This window comes from Empedobacter sp. UBA7620 (assembly GCF_002484185.1).
Classification (GTDB): Bacteria; Bacteroidota; Bacteroidia; order Flavobacteriales; family Weeksellaceae; genus Empedobacter; species Empedobacter falsenii_C.
The window spans coordinates 1-13,875 of sequence record NZ_DLJI01000012.1; the positions used below are offsets into that span (position 1 = coordinate 1).

Consider the following 13,875-nt stretch of genomic DNA (forward strand, 5'->3'; position numbering starts at 1 on the left):
ATATTTTTAATTTCTTTTATTGTTTCTTATTTTAGCGGTTACTTTTTGAGACTATAAATCCTCAATCATAAATTTCATTTAAAATGTCAGAAGAACAAAAGAAAATATTAGAGCAACAGCTTTGGAATATTGCGAATACGCTACGTGGTAAAATGAATGCTGATGAATTCCGAGATTATATTTTGGGATTTATTTTTTACAAATATTTGGCAGAAAAAATGGAGATTTATGCCAATTCTATTTTAGAAGAAGACAAAATTAAGTTCATAGATATTAATGAAAATACATCTGAAGGTCAAGCATACATCGATGCAGTAAGAGAAGAAGCTTTAGAAACTTTAGGTTATTTTCTAAAACCTTCTGAACTTTTTAGTGAAATTGCGCGACGAGGAAATAGTGATACAGATACATTTATTCTTGAAGATTTACAAAAAATCTTGACAAATATCCAATTAAGTACTATGGGTACTCAAAGTGAAGAAGACTTTGATAACTTGTTTGAAGATATGGATCTCAACAGTACCAAATTGGGTAAAACTGCCGAGGCAAGAAATGAAATCATCGTAAAAGTTTTGGTTCATTTAGATGAAATTGATTTTAAACTAAATGATACAGAATTAGATGTCTTAGGTGATGCGTACGAATATTTGATTGGTCAGTTTGCGAGTGGTGCAGGAAAAAAAGCAGGTGAATTTTATACACCACAAGAGGTTTCCAAGATACTTGCAAAAATTGTGACTACAGGTAAAAATCGTCTAAAATCGGTTTATGATCCTACTTGTGGTTCAGGGTCTTTGTTGTTGCGTGTATCCAAAGAAGTGAAAGATGTCAATAATTTCTTCGGACAAGAAATGAATCGCACAACTTACAATCTTGCTCGAATGAATATGATTTTGCACGGAGTTCATTATCTTAAATTTGATATTAAACAGGAAGACACTCTTGAAAATCCTCAACATTTAAACGATATGCCTTTTGAGGCTATTGTAGCAAATCCTCCATTCTCGGCAAATTGGAGTGCGAATCCTTTATTTTTAAATGATGATCGTTTTAGCCAATATGGAAAATTAGCTCCTGCAAGTAAAGCTGATTTTGCATTTGTACAACACATGATTTATCATTTGGCAGAAAATGGAACGATGGCGATTGTATTGCCACATGGCGTTTTGTTTCGTGGTGCGGCTGAATTGCATATTCGAAAATATCTGATCGAACAGAAAAATTATTTGGATACCGTTATTGGTTTGCCTGCCAATATTTTTTACGGAACGAGTATTCCGACTTGTATTCTGGTTTTCAAAAAGTGTAAGGAGGATCCAGATCACATTTTGTTTATTGATGCGAGCAAAGATTTTGAAAAAGTGAAAAACCAAAATATGCTTCGTGATGAGCATATTGATAAAATTGTAGAAACCTATCGCAACCGAACTTCTATTGAGAAATACAGTCATTTAGCTACTTTGCAAGAAGTAGCCGAGAATGATTATAATCTTAATATTCCTCGTTATGTGGATACTTTTGAAGAGGAAGAGGAAATTGATATTCACGCAGTAATGCAAGAAATCAAATCTTTGGAAGCTAAACGAGCGGAGTTGGATCAAGAAATTGATGTGTATTTCAAAGAATTAGGACTTGTTTTTTAATTTTTTTATCCTTAATGTTTTTACTAACGAAAATTAAATTATCGAGATGACAAATAAAAAATTAAAAGTAGATAATGTTCCAAATTTGAGATTTCCTGAGTTTGAGGGAGAGTGGGAAACTAAGAAGTTGGGAGAGATTGCTACGTTTTCAAAGGGAAAGGGAATTTCTAAAAGTGATATAGAGGAAAATGGAATTATTGAATGTATAAGATATGGTGAACTCTATACGCATTACAGAGAAGTAATCAACGAGATAAAATCCAAGACTAATGTAAATCCATCAACTTTAGTCTTAAGTGAAAAGAATGACGTCATAATTCCTGCTTCTGGCGAAACAACAATCGATATTGCGACAGCTTCCTGTGTCTTGAAATCGGGCATTGCACTAGGTGGTGATTTGAATATTATTAAGACTAATAATAATGGAATCTTTTTGTCTTATTATCTAAACAGTAAAAAGAAAATGGAAATAGCTAATCTGGCGCAAGGTATTTCCGTAGTACATTTATATTCAAGTCAATTATCTTCACTTTCTTTGGCAATACCTAAACTTAATGAACAGAATAAGATTTCTTCTTTTTTGGCTTTATTGGACAAGAGAATCCAAACCCAAAGCAAAATAATTAAGGAGTTACTTGCATCGAAAGCTACGTTTGCTAAAAAGATATTTTCACAAGAGTTTAGATTTAAAGATAATAATGGAAATGATTTTTCATATTGGGAAGAAATTTTATTGGGCGATGTTTTAGATTATGAACAACCTACAAATTATTTAGTTACAAGTACAGAATATGATAATAGTTTTGAAACCCCCGTAGTAACAGCTGGAAAGACTTTTGTTTTAGGATATACAAATGAAATAAAAGGAATTTTTGAAAAAGAGAAATTACCAGTTATTATTTTCGATGATTTTACAACTGCAAGTCAATTTGTTAATTTTCCTTTCAAAGCTAAATCATCTGCAATGAAAATTTTAAAAGCTAAAAATAAGAATAATATTAAATTTCTATTTGAAGCAATTCAAATGATTGCATATGAAACAGGTGGACATGGAAGACATTGGATTTCAATATTTTCAAATTTAGAAATTATGTTACCCTCTTTTGATGAACAAACCAAAATAGCTAATTTCCTTTCCTCGATTGATTCAAAAATTGAAGTTGAGAATCAATTATTACAAAAATTAAAGGAACAGAAAAAGTTTTTATTACAGCAAATGTTTGTATAGATTTTATATAAACATTTGCTGTAAAAGATAATTCTTTTGTTTTTCAAGTTGTTGTAAAACTAATTTTTCGGTTTCTATTTTTTGATCGATTTTCGATAGAAAAAATGCTATGTGATTTTGTTCTTTCAATGAAGGAATAGAAATTTTGAATTTTGAAAATTCAGTCTTATTAATAATAGGCATAGTAGATGTACTTTGTGTAGATTTTATAATCTCAGCAATGTTTTTTACTGCATAAAATATAAACTCATTGCTAAAATACGAGTGAGGAATGATACTGTTGATTTGTTGATTTGTTACCGATGGATATAGAGATAAACTCATTTTTCCTATTGATGCTATACAAGTAAACATTATACTTTTTGGCGGAAGAATTTTAAGTTTATCAGTTTTTTTAATTGTTCGCTCTGTTGAATGCTGATATTTATTTTCCTTTATGTCTGTTGGTGTTACAAATTGAATATTTCCACTCCATAAATCTAAATCTTTAGTACTAGGTGTTTTTCCCGTAATTATTTCTCCGACCTCTCCTAAGCTTACTAATTTCCATTCATCAGATAACTCTTTAAACCTAATTTTTTGAGTAAATATTTTTTGGCTAACACTTTTAATTAAGGTTTCTAATTGTTCTATTATTTTGTTTTGGGTTGAGATTCTTTCGTCAATAAGATCAATAAAAGAAACTATTTTTTGTTGTTCTTGAACTTCCGGGAAATTAATTTTAATTCCTTTAATAATACCAGCACTTAAATTTTCTTGGCCTCCTTGATTACTTAAATCTCTTATCTCATCATATCTTTTTGTGAGATTTTGAAAAGCAAAAAGGGGATTGAGAACGTCATTATTTGTTGTTATTGCCCCACAAGCTTGATTTGTTGTCGCTTCAATATTTAATATTGCAACTTTACCTCTCGTTTTTCCTTGACCATACATGGCTATCAGTAAAGTACCTTTTGGAAATAGTTTTGCTGATGAATTAGTAAGCCCTTCTTCTGTTATATATTCGTCTACTTTCTCGATAAAGTTGAAATCAATTAAACTCGTAGAAACCCAAGGAATGTTGCCATTCCAGTAGGAAGAGGTAGATCTATTTGGAGTTCCACCTGAGGAAACAATTGCTACTTCCCCCAATTTCCTCGTTTTCCATTCGTCAGTAAACCCCGGAAATCTCAAATTTGGAACATTTTGTATCTCAAATCTGAAAGATTAACAATCTTCAATCTCTAAATGTTTTCCTTTGTTAATTAAATTATAAAAGATGGACAAAAAAAACTTTAAGGAAATTGTGGCCCTTTGGAAAACAGACAAAAAGAACTATGTAAAGAAATCAACCTATTCAGCGTATGTATTGTTATTAGAAAATCATTTGTTGCCAATTTTTGGTGAAAATTATGAAGTAGAAGAAGCGGATGTACAAAATTTTGTTTTAAAAAAATTAGAAGCAGGGCTTAGTCAGAAAACGATTAAAGACATTCTGATTGTTTTTAAAATGGTGCTGAAATTTGGTGCAAAGAACAAATGGATTGCTTACGATGCTTTTGAAATTCAATATCCGACAGTACGTGAAAACCAACACGTGGAAGTGCTTTCGAGAACGCATCAGAAAAAAATCATGAACCACATTCAAGAGCATTTCACTTTTCGAAATTTGGGCGTTTTGATGTGTTTATGCTCAGGAATGCGCATTGGGGAAGTTTGTGCCCTTACTTGGGACGATATTGATACAGACAATGGGATTATTAATGTGAATAGAACCATACAGCGAATTTATGTGATTGAAGATGGTGTTCGAAAAACAGAATTGCTTTTGGACACACCTAAAACAAAAAATTCCATCCGTGAAATTCCTATGAACAAAGATTTAATTAGGCTAATCAAACCTATTAAAAAGATAGTCAATCCTTCTTTTTTCGTTCTAACAAACGATGCTAAACCTACAGAGCCTAGAACTTACCGAAGTTTTTATAAAAACCTGATGAGTTATTTAGAGATTCCCGAAATGAAATTTCACGGATTGCGACATAGTTTTGCTACACGTTGCATTGAAAGTAATTGCGATTATAAAACAGTAAGTGTGCTGCTTGGACACTCCAACATCAGTACGACTTTGAATCTTTATGTTCATCCGAATTTAGAGCAAAAGAAAAAAGCAATTGAGCAAATGTCCAAAGCACTTAAATAAATTTTAGATTATGAATTAGGAGATTATTTATTAGATTTGTCTATATACTAAAAGAACCAAATAAACTCTTAATTCATAATTATTTTGAGCAAACAATCCGAGCAAATATTAGAAGAACAATTTGTCTCACAATTACAAAAATTGGGATATAAATATGTGAGCATTAAAGATGAAAAAGCTTTAGAGTCAAATTTGAAATCACAGTTAGAGAAACATAATCATATCCAATTTTCGGGCAGTGAATTTGAAAAGGTATTGAACATTCTTACTAAAGGTTCTGTGTTTGAAAAAGCGAAAACATTACGAGAAAAGAAACATCATATTATCCGTGATAATGGCGATAATTTGTATTTTGAATTTCTAAATGTTGAGCATTGGTGCCAAAATGAATATCAAGTTACCAATCAAATTACACAAGATGGAAAATACGAAAATCGTTACGATGTTACTTTATTAATTAACGGCTTGCCTCTGGTGCAAATTGAATTGAAACGACGCGGTTTGGAAATGAAAGAAGCGTTTAACCAAATTAACCGTTATCAAAAACACAGTTTTGGTGCGGGAAAAGGATTGTTTCACTTTGTGCAATTGTTTATTATAAGCAATGGCGTGAACACCAAATATTTCAGCAACTTTGGTTCTCATCCACAAGAATTTTTGCAGACTTTTCATTGGACAGATGAGCAGAATAATCCATTAAATAATCTTATTACAGAATTTGCCGATACGTTTTTGGAGCCTTGTCATGTAAGTAAAATGATTTGCAAGTATATTGTTCTTAATGAAACTGCGAAAGCCTTAATGGTGCTTCGTCCGTACCAATATTATGCGGTTGAAAGTATCATTAAAAAGGTAAAAGAAAACGAAATTCTGAACGGTTACAATATCGAAAAGAACGGTTATATCTGGCATACGACAGGAAGTGGTAAAACATTGACTAGTTTTAAAGCTAGTCAGATTTTGTCTAACATTCCAGCCATTAAAAAAGTGGTTTTTGTGGTGGATAGAAAAGATTTGGATTATCAAACCAATCGTGAATACGACACATTTAGCAAAGGCTCAGTAAGTTCTGCGACGAATACGGATGATCTTATTCAAAAATTCAAAGACCCCAATGTTCGCATTATTGTTACAACGATTCAGAAATTAAATAATGCAATTTCGGGTAGAAACATTTCGAAAATGAAGCCGATTCAGGATGAAAGAATGGTTTTTATTTTTGATGAATGCCATCGTTCGCAATTTGGTGATACACATAAAAATATCGTTGGTTATTTTAGAAATATTCAGTTGTTTGGATTTACGGGAACGCCTATTCTTGAAAAGAATTCCGATGGCATGAAAACCACAGCAAGTTTATTTGGAAAATGCTTGCACAAATATGTGATTACAGATGCCATTCGAGACGAAAATGTATTGAAGTTTTCAGTGGAATATGTTCAAACTTTCAAGCAGAAAAAGCATATTGTCGATTTGAAAGTAGAGCAAATCAACGAAACCGAAGTTTACGAAGCTCCCGAACGCAAAGAAGCTATTGTTGATTACATTATTCAATATCACGATCAGAAGACGCAAAGTAGAAATTTTTGTGCGATGATGTGTGTGCAGGATATTGATTCGGTTATTCAATACTATGAAATTTTCAAGCGTAAAAAGCTAAATGGCGAACATAATTTGAAAGTGACTACGATTTTTAGTTACGCTCAGAATGAGGAAGAAATGGAAGAGCGCGTTGCAGTACAACTCAATGTTGCTGCAGAACCACAAGCAGAATATGGAACACGTGTTATTCCGCATCGTAGGGAATTGTTGGAAAAATATGTAGAAGATTTCAATGAATTATTTGGAGAGAAACAGAGCATAAAAGACACCGAAGGTTTTTATAATTATTACAATGCAGTTGCAAAAAAGTCAAAACATCCCAAACCAGAAGCCGATATTTTATTGGTTGCCAATATGTTTTTGACGGGGTATGATAGTAAAAATTTGAACACGTTGTATGTTGATAAAAATTTGCAATTTCATGGTTTGATTCAAGCTTTTAGCCGTACCAATCGTATTTTGGATAAAAATAAAACGCAAGGAAATATTGTTTGTTTCCGAAACTTGAAAGATAAGACAGACGAAGCCATTGCATTATTCAGTAATAAAGAAGCCGTTGCCGAAATTATTGTGGAACCATATGAGAAGTATGTCGAACAATTTAACATGGCTGTTGGCAAGCTTATGAGCATTGCGCCAAAAGTGAATTCCGTAGATAAATTGTACAGCGAAGAAGAACAATTAGAGTTTATTAAGTCATTTAGAGATTTAATGCGCTTATTGAAAAAGATGGGGCATTATTCCGAATTTACTTGGGATGATTTAGCTTTAAATCAAGACCTTTTCAACGGATATAGTAGTAAATATCAAGATTTAAAAGATTCAATCAATCTAAAAACGGACGTTCAAAAAACTTCGATTCTTAATGATATCGATTTCGAATTGGAATTGATACGTCGTGATACGATTAATGTTACCTATATCTTGCAATTGCTTATAAAATTTAGTTCGAAACACGGTGCAAAAGACAAGGAAAGTATCGAAAAAGATATTTTTAATTTGTTGAATACTGAAGTTTCTTTGAGGAGTAAAAGAGAATTGATTGAAAAGTTTATTCAGGAAAGTTTACCTCACATTGAAGATTCAGATAGTATTCCAGAAGAGTTTGAAAAATTCTGGAATATCGAACAAGAAAAGGCTATGCAAGAATTGGTGAATGATGAAAATTTATATTTCGAAAAAACTGAAAAACTAATTGAAAACTATCTCTTTACCGAACGAGAGCCACTACGTGATGAGCTTTTAAGTCTTCGAAAAGATGGTAAGCCAAGTGTTTTGAAATTTAAAGAAACGGGTGATCGTATTTTAAATAAAATAAAAGACTTTATCGATACTTTTGTGATTGGCATTGTGGGGGATTGATCTTTTTACAATTACCCAATAACAAAATTAAGAATCCGACGGAGGTATCTTTATAGCTCACAATGACAAATGGTACCTTTGAAATACAAAGAGTACCATTTTTTATTTATTCTTGAATCATATCATTTTCTTCATTCTATTTTATAGAATATTTTTTTTGAAAATCTGAAAATCAAAGTTTATTTAAAAACGTCAAAAACGACATCAAATGTTCGACTGAAGTACCTTTCAGCCCGCTGAAAGCTTGAACATTTGTTCAAGCTTTTTTTGTTTTACATCAACACAAAAAATCCTTCATCTAAAAAGACAAAGGATTTCTAAAAAACTCAAAATGATGATTTCCTAATCATCAACCTTACTATGTTGTTTTCCGTAGAAAAAGTAAATACAAATTCCGATTACTAACCAAATCAAAAGTCTCCACCAACTTTCCATTGTCAAAGATGTCATTAAATAAACACAAACAATAATTCCTAAAATTGGAACTAGAGGAACAAATGGAACTTTAAACTTACGCTCAGCATTTGGCATTTTTCTACGCATCACAATAATTCCAATACAAACTAAAGTAAAAGCAAATAAAGTTCCAATACTTACCATATGACCTAAATCTTTGATTGGTACAAAACCTGCAAAAATGCTAACAAAAACCAAAAAGAATAAATTGGTTTTCCAAGGTGTATGAAATTTTTTGTGAACATCTGAAAAGAAAGAAGGTAACAATCCGTCATTACTCATGCTATAAAATACGCGACTTTGCCCTAATAACATCACTAATATAACCGATGTATATCCTGCGATAATTGCTAAAATCAATACACTTTGCAAAAATGTATATCCTGTTACCGCAAATGCTGTCGCTGCTGGTGAAGCATCTCCTTTAAAGATTTCGTATGGTACTAAACCTGTCATTACCCACGAAAATAATACGTATAAAATGGTACAAATCACCAACGATCCTAAGATACCAATTGGCATTCCTTTTTGTGGATTTTTAGCCTCCTGTGCTGCTGTAGAAACCGCATCAAAACCAACAAAGGCAAAGAAAACAACTGCTGCACCAGCTGCAATACCTGGCATTCCTCCGAATTGTGTTCCTGGAATATTTTTAGGAATAAATGGTATATGATTTTCAGGGTTAATATGACTCCAACCTAAAACAATAAAAACAATTACTACACTTACCTTTAAAATAACAAGAATATTATTAATAATCGCAGATTCTTTTGTCCCTCTGATTAATACTAATGATAATAAACACACAATAAAGATTGCAGGTAAATTTATCATTCCGCCATCAGCTGGAGCATGCAATAATTCTTGAGGTAAATGAATGTTAATTCCTTGCAAAAATTTATCAACATATGCCGACCAACTCACACTTACGGTTGCTGCTGCCAATGCATACTCTAACACCAAATCCCAACCAATAATCCAAGCAATAAATTCGCCCATTGTTGCGTAAGAATACGTGTAAGCACTTCCCGCAACTGGAATCATCGAAGCAAATTCGGCATAACAAAGTCCTGCAAAAGCACAACCAACTGCGGCTAAAACAAAGGATAAAGTAACTGCTGGACCAGCGTGATCTGCTGCTGCAATACCTGTTAAACTAAATAATCCGGCACCAATAATAGCGCCAATACCCAAAGCAACTAAGGCTCCAGAAGATAGAGATCTTTTTAAACCACCTTCCGTTTCTTGCGAATCTTCTATTAGCTTCGCTAATGGTTTAATTTTCCAAATTGACATAAAAATACATGTGTTAAAACTTGATGAAATGTAAAGTGTTTCGGATATATTTTTCAGATTTGAAAAATAAATTTCATATTTTTTGGATATATTTCTAAAAGAAAACTTAAAATTTAATAATAATACAATTTAAAACTATTATTAAACCATATTTTTAAATTATTCATAAAAATTGATTCATATTTTTAACAAAACAAAATTCAATAAATCGAATAAATACGAATAAAATTATTTTTCACTTATTTTATTGAGACAAAAAAAAACCTCGAAAATAATTTTCGAGGTTTTGTATTATTTTATTGAAACGATCTTCTTATTCTGCAATACTTGGAACTGAAACCAATTCGTTTGTATCAGCATCATAATCGATTTCATCAAAACTAAATCCAAACAACTGTAAGAATTCATCATGATAACCTTTGATATCAGAAATTTCTTTGATGTTCTCAGAAGTTACAATTTTCCACAAATCATCTACTTCTTTTTGTACATCTTCGCGCATTTCCAAATCATCGATACGAATACGTCCATTTTCGTCCAAAGGAACTTCTCCGTTTGCAGTATACAAACGCTCTGCAAACAAACGTTGCATTTGCTCTATTGTACCTTCATGAATTCCTTTTGCTTTCATTACTTTGTACAATAACGAAATATATAATGGTACAACTGGAATCGCAGAACTCGATTGTGTTACCAAAGCTTTGTTTACAGAAACGTAAGAAACACCATTCAAATCTGACAATAGTTCGTTGATAACTGGAACCGTTTTTTCTAAATCATTTTTAGCCATACCAATCGATCCATCTTTGTAGATTCTATGAGTCAATTCTGGCCCGATGTAAGAATAAGCAACAGTTTTTACACCTTCAGCTAAAACACCAGCAGCTTTCAAATCTTCCATCCAAAATTTCCAATCTTCACCTCCCATTACAGCAATTGTATTATCAATTTCTTCTTGAGATTCAATCGGATCAATTGTAATATCTGTTACTTCTGCTGTATGAAAATCTACTGTTTTATTTGTAAATGGCTCTCCAATTGGTTTAAGAACTGATGAATACGCAACACCTGTTTTTGGGTGTGTACGACGTGGCGAAGCTAAACTGTAAACCACTAAATCTACTTGACCTAAATCTTGTTTGATTAAATCAATCGTTTGTTGTTTAATCTCATCAGAAAAAGCATCTCCATTAATACTTTTTGCATACAAACCAGCTTCTTGCGCTTCTTTTTCAAAAGCAGCTGTGTTGTACCAACCTGCAGTCCCCGGTTTTCTTGGCGCAGCAGGCTTTTCGAAGAAAACACCTATTGTTGCAGCATTATATCCGAAAGCAGCTGTAATACGAGATGACAGACCAAAACCTGTCGAAGCTCCAATTACCAATACTTTTTTTGGTCCTTCGGCTGAAATATTTTTTGATTTTACGTACTCAATTTGATTGTGAACATTTTTTGCAGTTCCCTCAGGATGAGTCGTAATGCAAATAAAACCTCTTGTTCTTGGTTGAATAATCATTATACTTAATTTAGTCGCATAAATTTATAAAATAAATTCTATATAACGAAACGATCTTTTTGTACATAAAATCATTCTATTTTTGATAAAATTAATAGGAATACTGATTTCGTTTTACTATATTTACAATTACTCAAAACCTACTTACCTATGAAAGATATTCACATAGGCTCTTTAATCAAAAAAAGAGTCGACGAACTTGGAATTGATATATCCCGTATCAAAAGTTTCTTCAAAACTTATTCTGAAAAAGAAATTAATGCTCAATATTTAAGTAAAAGTATACAAACAGACGATTTATTAAAATGGTCGAAGTTGTTGGAATATGATTTTTTTAGAATTTATACGCAGCACATTATTTTATTTGCTCCTGTTGGAAAAAACGCCGCAACTTCAACATCCCCTAAAAGCTCTGTTTTACCAAATTATCGCAAAAGTGTGTATACAAAAGAGATTATAGATTTTGTATTGAATTTATACACTGAAGAAAAAAAGAAAATTCAAGAAATTTCGAATGAATACAATATCCCTAAAAATACCATTCATAATTGGATAAAAAAATACCTACCACAAAATTAAATCTTACTCATTATGGAAAAACCAAACTACCAAAAAATCTATCAAGACATTATCAAACGTAATTTCCCTGAAAAAACTGAACAGACAAAAAAATTGTTAAAAAAGAATATGAATGTCTTGGATGTTATAAAAGTTTCAGAAATCTTAAATGCTAACAAAACAGCCGAAAATCAAAAGCATAAATCTTATGATTTGAATTCTGTTCTAGAAATTTTAAAATTTCAGCAAAAAAATAATTATACCAATACGTATACTGCTGATAAATTTAAAATCAGTCGAAACACTGTAGCTAAATGGCGCAAAATATATGGGTATTAAAAAACGGTTTCAAAAAGAAACCGTTTTTTAATTTATCTATTATTTTTATCCTCTTTTATTACTTTATGTACCGCTAAAGTTGCAAACGGAATAAATGCGTACATCACATAAATGATAAAGTCTTCGTCGTCCCATTTATATATTCTTCTAACTCTAAAAAGTAAAATCAAGTAAGCTGTAAACCAAAAACCGTGAAAACAACCAGCAAATGGCATTGGCAACACATAATCGAATTGATATTTTATTGGCATTGCGACCAAAAATAAGAGCGTACAACTTATCGTTTCCCACACACATGATGTGCTAAACCATTTTTTTAACTTTTCGTCAGATACGTTTAACATTTTGCAAATTTAATCGTTTATTGATAGTAGAGGTATGATAATCATTAGTTAAAAAGTTTATTTTTACTCAATTATTGAAATAACTATTAATATTTATGATAATTAAATGTTATAATTATTACTATTTATGATAATTATACATAATAATTATCAATATTATTTATTAAATTTGTGAAAATCCAAAACCTCATAATTAATGCATGTAGATAATTTTCTTTCAAAAAAATTCAATTTAGCTTTACCATATTGGACAATCATCTGTCCCATTCTTGCCATATTTTCACTAACTATAGCCGAAGGATTTAAAGGTCAGATGTGGTTTTCTGGAGTCTTAGGAATCATTTTAATTTCAGCCGTTTTATCAGCTGTACATCACGCAGAAGTTGTAGCGCATAAAGTTGGAGAGCCTTTCGGAACCATTATATTGGCTTTAGCTATTACAGTTATAGAAGTTTCGCTAATTGTTTCATTAATGATGTCCGAACCTACCGGCTTCCCTTCTGTTTTGGCAAGAGATACCGTTTTTGCTGCTGTAATGATCATTCTTACCGGAATTATCGGAATCTGTTTATTGGCTGGAGGAGTTCGTTATAGAGAACAAAATTTCATCAAACAAGGTGTTTCAACTGCTTTAATTACTTTAGTTGCAATATCTATATTAACCTTAGTTTTACCTAATTTTTTAACTTCAGAAAAAGGAGGAGAATTTTCGACAAGTCAATTAATTTTTGTCGCAATTATTTCGTTGATTTTATATGGCGGATTTATTTCTGTCCAAACCATTCGTCACCGTGATTATTTCTTACCACAAAGTAGCAAAGATAATGTGACATCAGAATTGCATGTCGAAAAACCAAATTTACTTACAACAATTTCTAGTTTGGTTTTATTATTAGTTGCTTTGTGTGCAGTTGTTTTGTTATCAAAAAAATTATCGCCAACCATCGAAACAATTGTGATGGATTTAGGCGCTCCAAAATCATTGGTGGGAATTATAATTGCCGGAGTTATCTTATTACCAGAAGGTTTAGCCGCATATAAAGCCGCAAAACAAGACCGTTTACAAACAAGTCTTAACTTGGCTTTAGGTTCGGCCTTAGCATCAATTGGTTTAACAATTCCTGCCGTAGCAATCGTTTGTTATTTCACAGGATTAGAAGTCACATTAGGAATAGACGCAAAATCATCTATCTTATTAGTGTTATCCTTGTTCACCGTTTATTTATCATTAAATTCTGGTCGAACAAATATTCAGCAAGGAATTGTTTTATTAACACTTTTTGCGACATATTTATTTACAACAATAGTTCCTTAAAGGAAATTTAAAGACATAAAAAAACGACTCAAAA

11 protein-coding genes are annotated in these 13,875 nt (G+C 31.7%); 7 read left to right on the forward strand and 4 right to left on the reverse strand.

From position 1 onward, the window contains the following. Positions 1–83: 83 nt before the first annotated feature. Together B2217_RS01970 and B2217_RS01975 are read left to right on the forward strand one after the other, a co-directional pair. A complete protein-coding gene (locus B2217_RS01970; RefSeq protein WP_291122039.1) occupies positions 84–1,643 on the forward strand; it encodes a type I restriction-modification system subunit M in 1,560 nt (519 codons plus the stop codon). 46 nt (positions 1,644–1,689) lie between these two features. After that, complete coding sequence (locus B2217_RS01975) at positions 1,690–2,871, forward strand: restriction endonuclease subunit S (protein ID WP_291122040.1); 1,182 nt, start codon at positions 1,690–1,692, stop codon at positions 2,869–2,871. 3 nt (positions 2,872–2,874) lie between these two features. On the opposite strand, the gene B2217_RS01980 is transcribed toward B2217_RS01975, so the two are convergent. Beyond that, on the reverse strand, positions 2,875–4,044 hold the full coding sequence (locus B2217_RS01980; protein WP_291122041.1) for a restriction endonuclease subunit S: 1,170 nt from the start codon (positions 4,042–4,044) through the stop codon (positions 2,875–2,877). 85 nt (positions 4,045–4,129) lie between these two features. Between B2217_RS01980 and B2217_RS01985 the strand changes: the two genes are divergently transcribed. Both B2217_RS01985 and B2217_RS01990 read left to right on the forward strand, forming a co-directional pair. Further along, positions 4,130–5,053 (forward strand): tyrosine-type recombinase/integrase, encoded by a 924-nt coding sequence (locus B2217_RS01985; RefSeq protein WP_180906027.1) that lies wholly within the window; start codon positions 4,130–4,132, stop codon positions 5,051–5,053. An 84-nt stretch (positions 5,054–5,137) separates the two neighbouring features. Further along, entirely contained in the window at positions 5,138–8,017 is a 2,880-nt protein-coding gene (locus B2217_RS01990; protein WP_180906026.1) for a type I restriction endonuclease subunit R, read from the forward strand. 342 nt (positions 8,018–8,359) lie between these two features. Here B2217_RS01990 and B2217_RS01995 read toward each other — a convergent pair whose 3' ends face one another. Both B2217_RS01995 and fabV read right to left on the reverse strand, forming a co-directional pair. Beyond that, complete coding sequence (locus B2217_RS01995) at positions 8,360–9,769, reverse strand: amino acid permease (protein ID WP_180906025.1); 1,410 nt, start codon at positions 9,767–9,769, stop codon at positions 8,360–8,362. 313 nt (positions 9,770–10,082) lie between these two features. Next, positions 10,083–11,285, reverse strand: a complete 1,203-nt coding sequence (fabV, locus tag B2217_RS02000; RefSeq protein WP_180906024.1) for an enoyl-ACP reductase FabV — start codon at positions 11,283–11,285, stop codon at positions 10,083–10,085. A gap of 150 nt (positions 11,286–11,435) precedes the next feature. On the opposite strand from fabV, the gene B2217_RS02005 reads away from it, so the two are divergent. Together B2217_RS02005 and B2217_RS02010 are read left to right on the forward strand one after the other, a co-directional pair. Continuing rightward, positions 11,436–11,864, forward strand: a complete 429-nt coding sequence (locus B2217_RS02005; protein WP_180906023.1) for a transposase — start codon at positions 11,436–11,438, stop codon at positions 11,862–11,864. A gap of 12 nt (positions 11,865–11,876) precedes the next feature. Next, on the forward strand, positions 11,877–12,182 hold the full coding sequence (locus tag B2217_RS02010) for a helix-turn-helix domain-containing protein (RefSeq protein ID WP_219034548.1): 306 nt from the start codon (positions 11,877–11,879) through the stop codon (positions 12,180–12,182). A gap of 32 nt (positions 12,183–12,214) precedes the next feature. On the opposite strand, the gene B2217_RS02015 is transcribed toward B2217_RS02010, so the two are convergent. Next, positions 12,215–12,526: a DUF3817 domain-containing protein gene (locus tag B2217_RS02015; protein WP_038333915.1), complete on the reverse strand. Its 312-nt coding sequence runs from the start codon at positions 12,524–12,526 to the stop codon at positions 12,215–12,217. A 196-nt stretch (positions 12,527–12,722) separates the two neighbouring features. On the opposite strand from B2217_RS02015, the gene B2217_RS02020 reads away from it, so the two are divergent. Further along, positions 12,723–13,841 carry a calcium:proton antiporter gene (locus B2217_RS02020; protein WP_180906021.1) on the forward strand — a complete coding sequence of 373 codons (1,119 nt, stop codon included), beginning with the start codon at positions 12,723–12,725 and terminating at the stop codon, positions 13,839–13,841. Positions 13,842–13,875: the final 34 nt, after the last annotated feature.

What these genes read in the sequence shown, in the direction of transcription:
- B2217_RS01975 (WP_291122040.1), top strand. Translation starts at nt 1,690, where the DNA reads ATGACAAATAAAAAATTAAAAGTAGATAATGTTCCAAATTTGAGATTT.
- B2217_RS01985 (WP_180906027.1), top strand. Translation starts at nt 4,130, where the DNA reads ATGGACAAAAAAAACTTTAAGGAAATTGTGGCCCTTTGGAAAACAGAC.
- fabV (WP_180906024.1), bottom strand. Translation starts at nt 11,285, where the DNA reads ATGATTATTCAACCAAGAACAAGAGGTTTTATTTGCATTACGACTCAT.
- B2217_RS02010 (WP_219034548.1), top strand. Translation starts at nt 11,877, where the DNA reads ATGGAAAAACCAAACTACCAAAAAATCTATCAAGACATTATCAAACGT.
- B2217_RS02015 (WP_038333915.1), bottom strand. Translation starts at nt 12,526, where the DNA reads ATGTTAAACGTATCTGACGAAAAGTTAAAAAAATGGTTTAGCACATCA.
- B2217_RS02005 (WP_180906023.1), top strand. Translation starts at nt 11,436, where the DNA reads ATGAAAGATATTCACATAGGCTCTTTAATCAAAAAAAGAGTCGACGAA.
- B2217_RS01970 (WP_291122039.1), top strand. Translation starts at nt 84, where the DNA reads ATGTCAGAAGAACAAAAGAAAATATTAGAGCAACAGCTTTGGAATATT.
- B2217_RS02020 (WP_180906021.1), top strand. Translation starts at nt 12,723, where the DNA reads ATGCATGTAGATAATTTTCTTTCAAAAAAATTCAATTTAGCTTTACCA.
- B2217_RS01995 (WP_180906025.1), bottom strand. Translation starts at nt 9,769, where the DNA reads ATGTCAATTTGGAAAATTAAACCATTAGCGAAGCTAATAGAAGATTCG.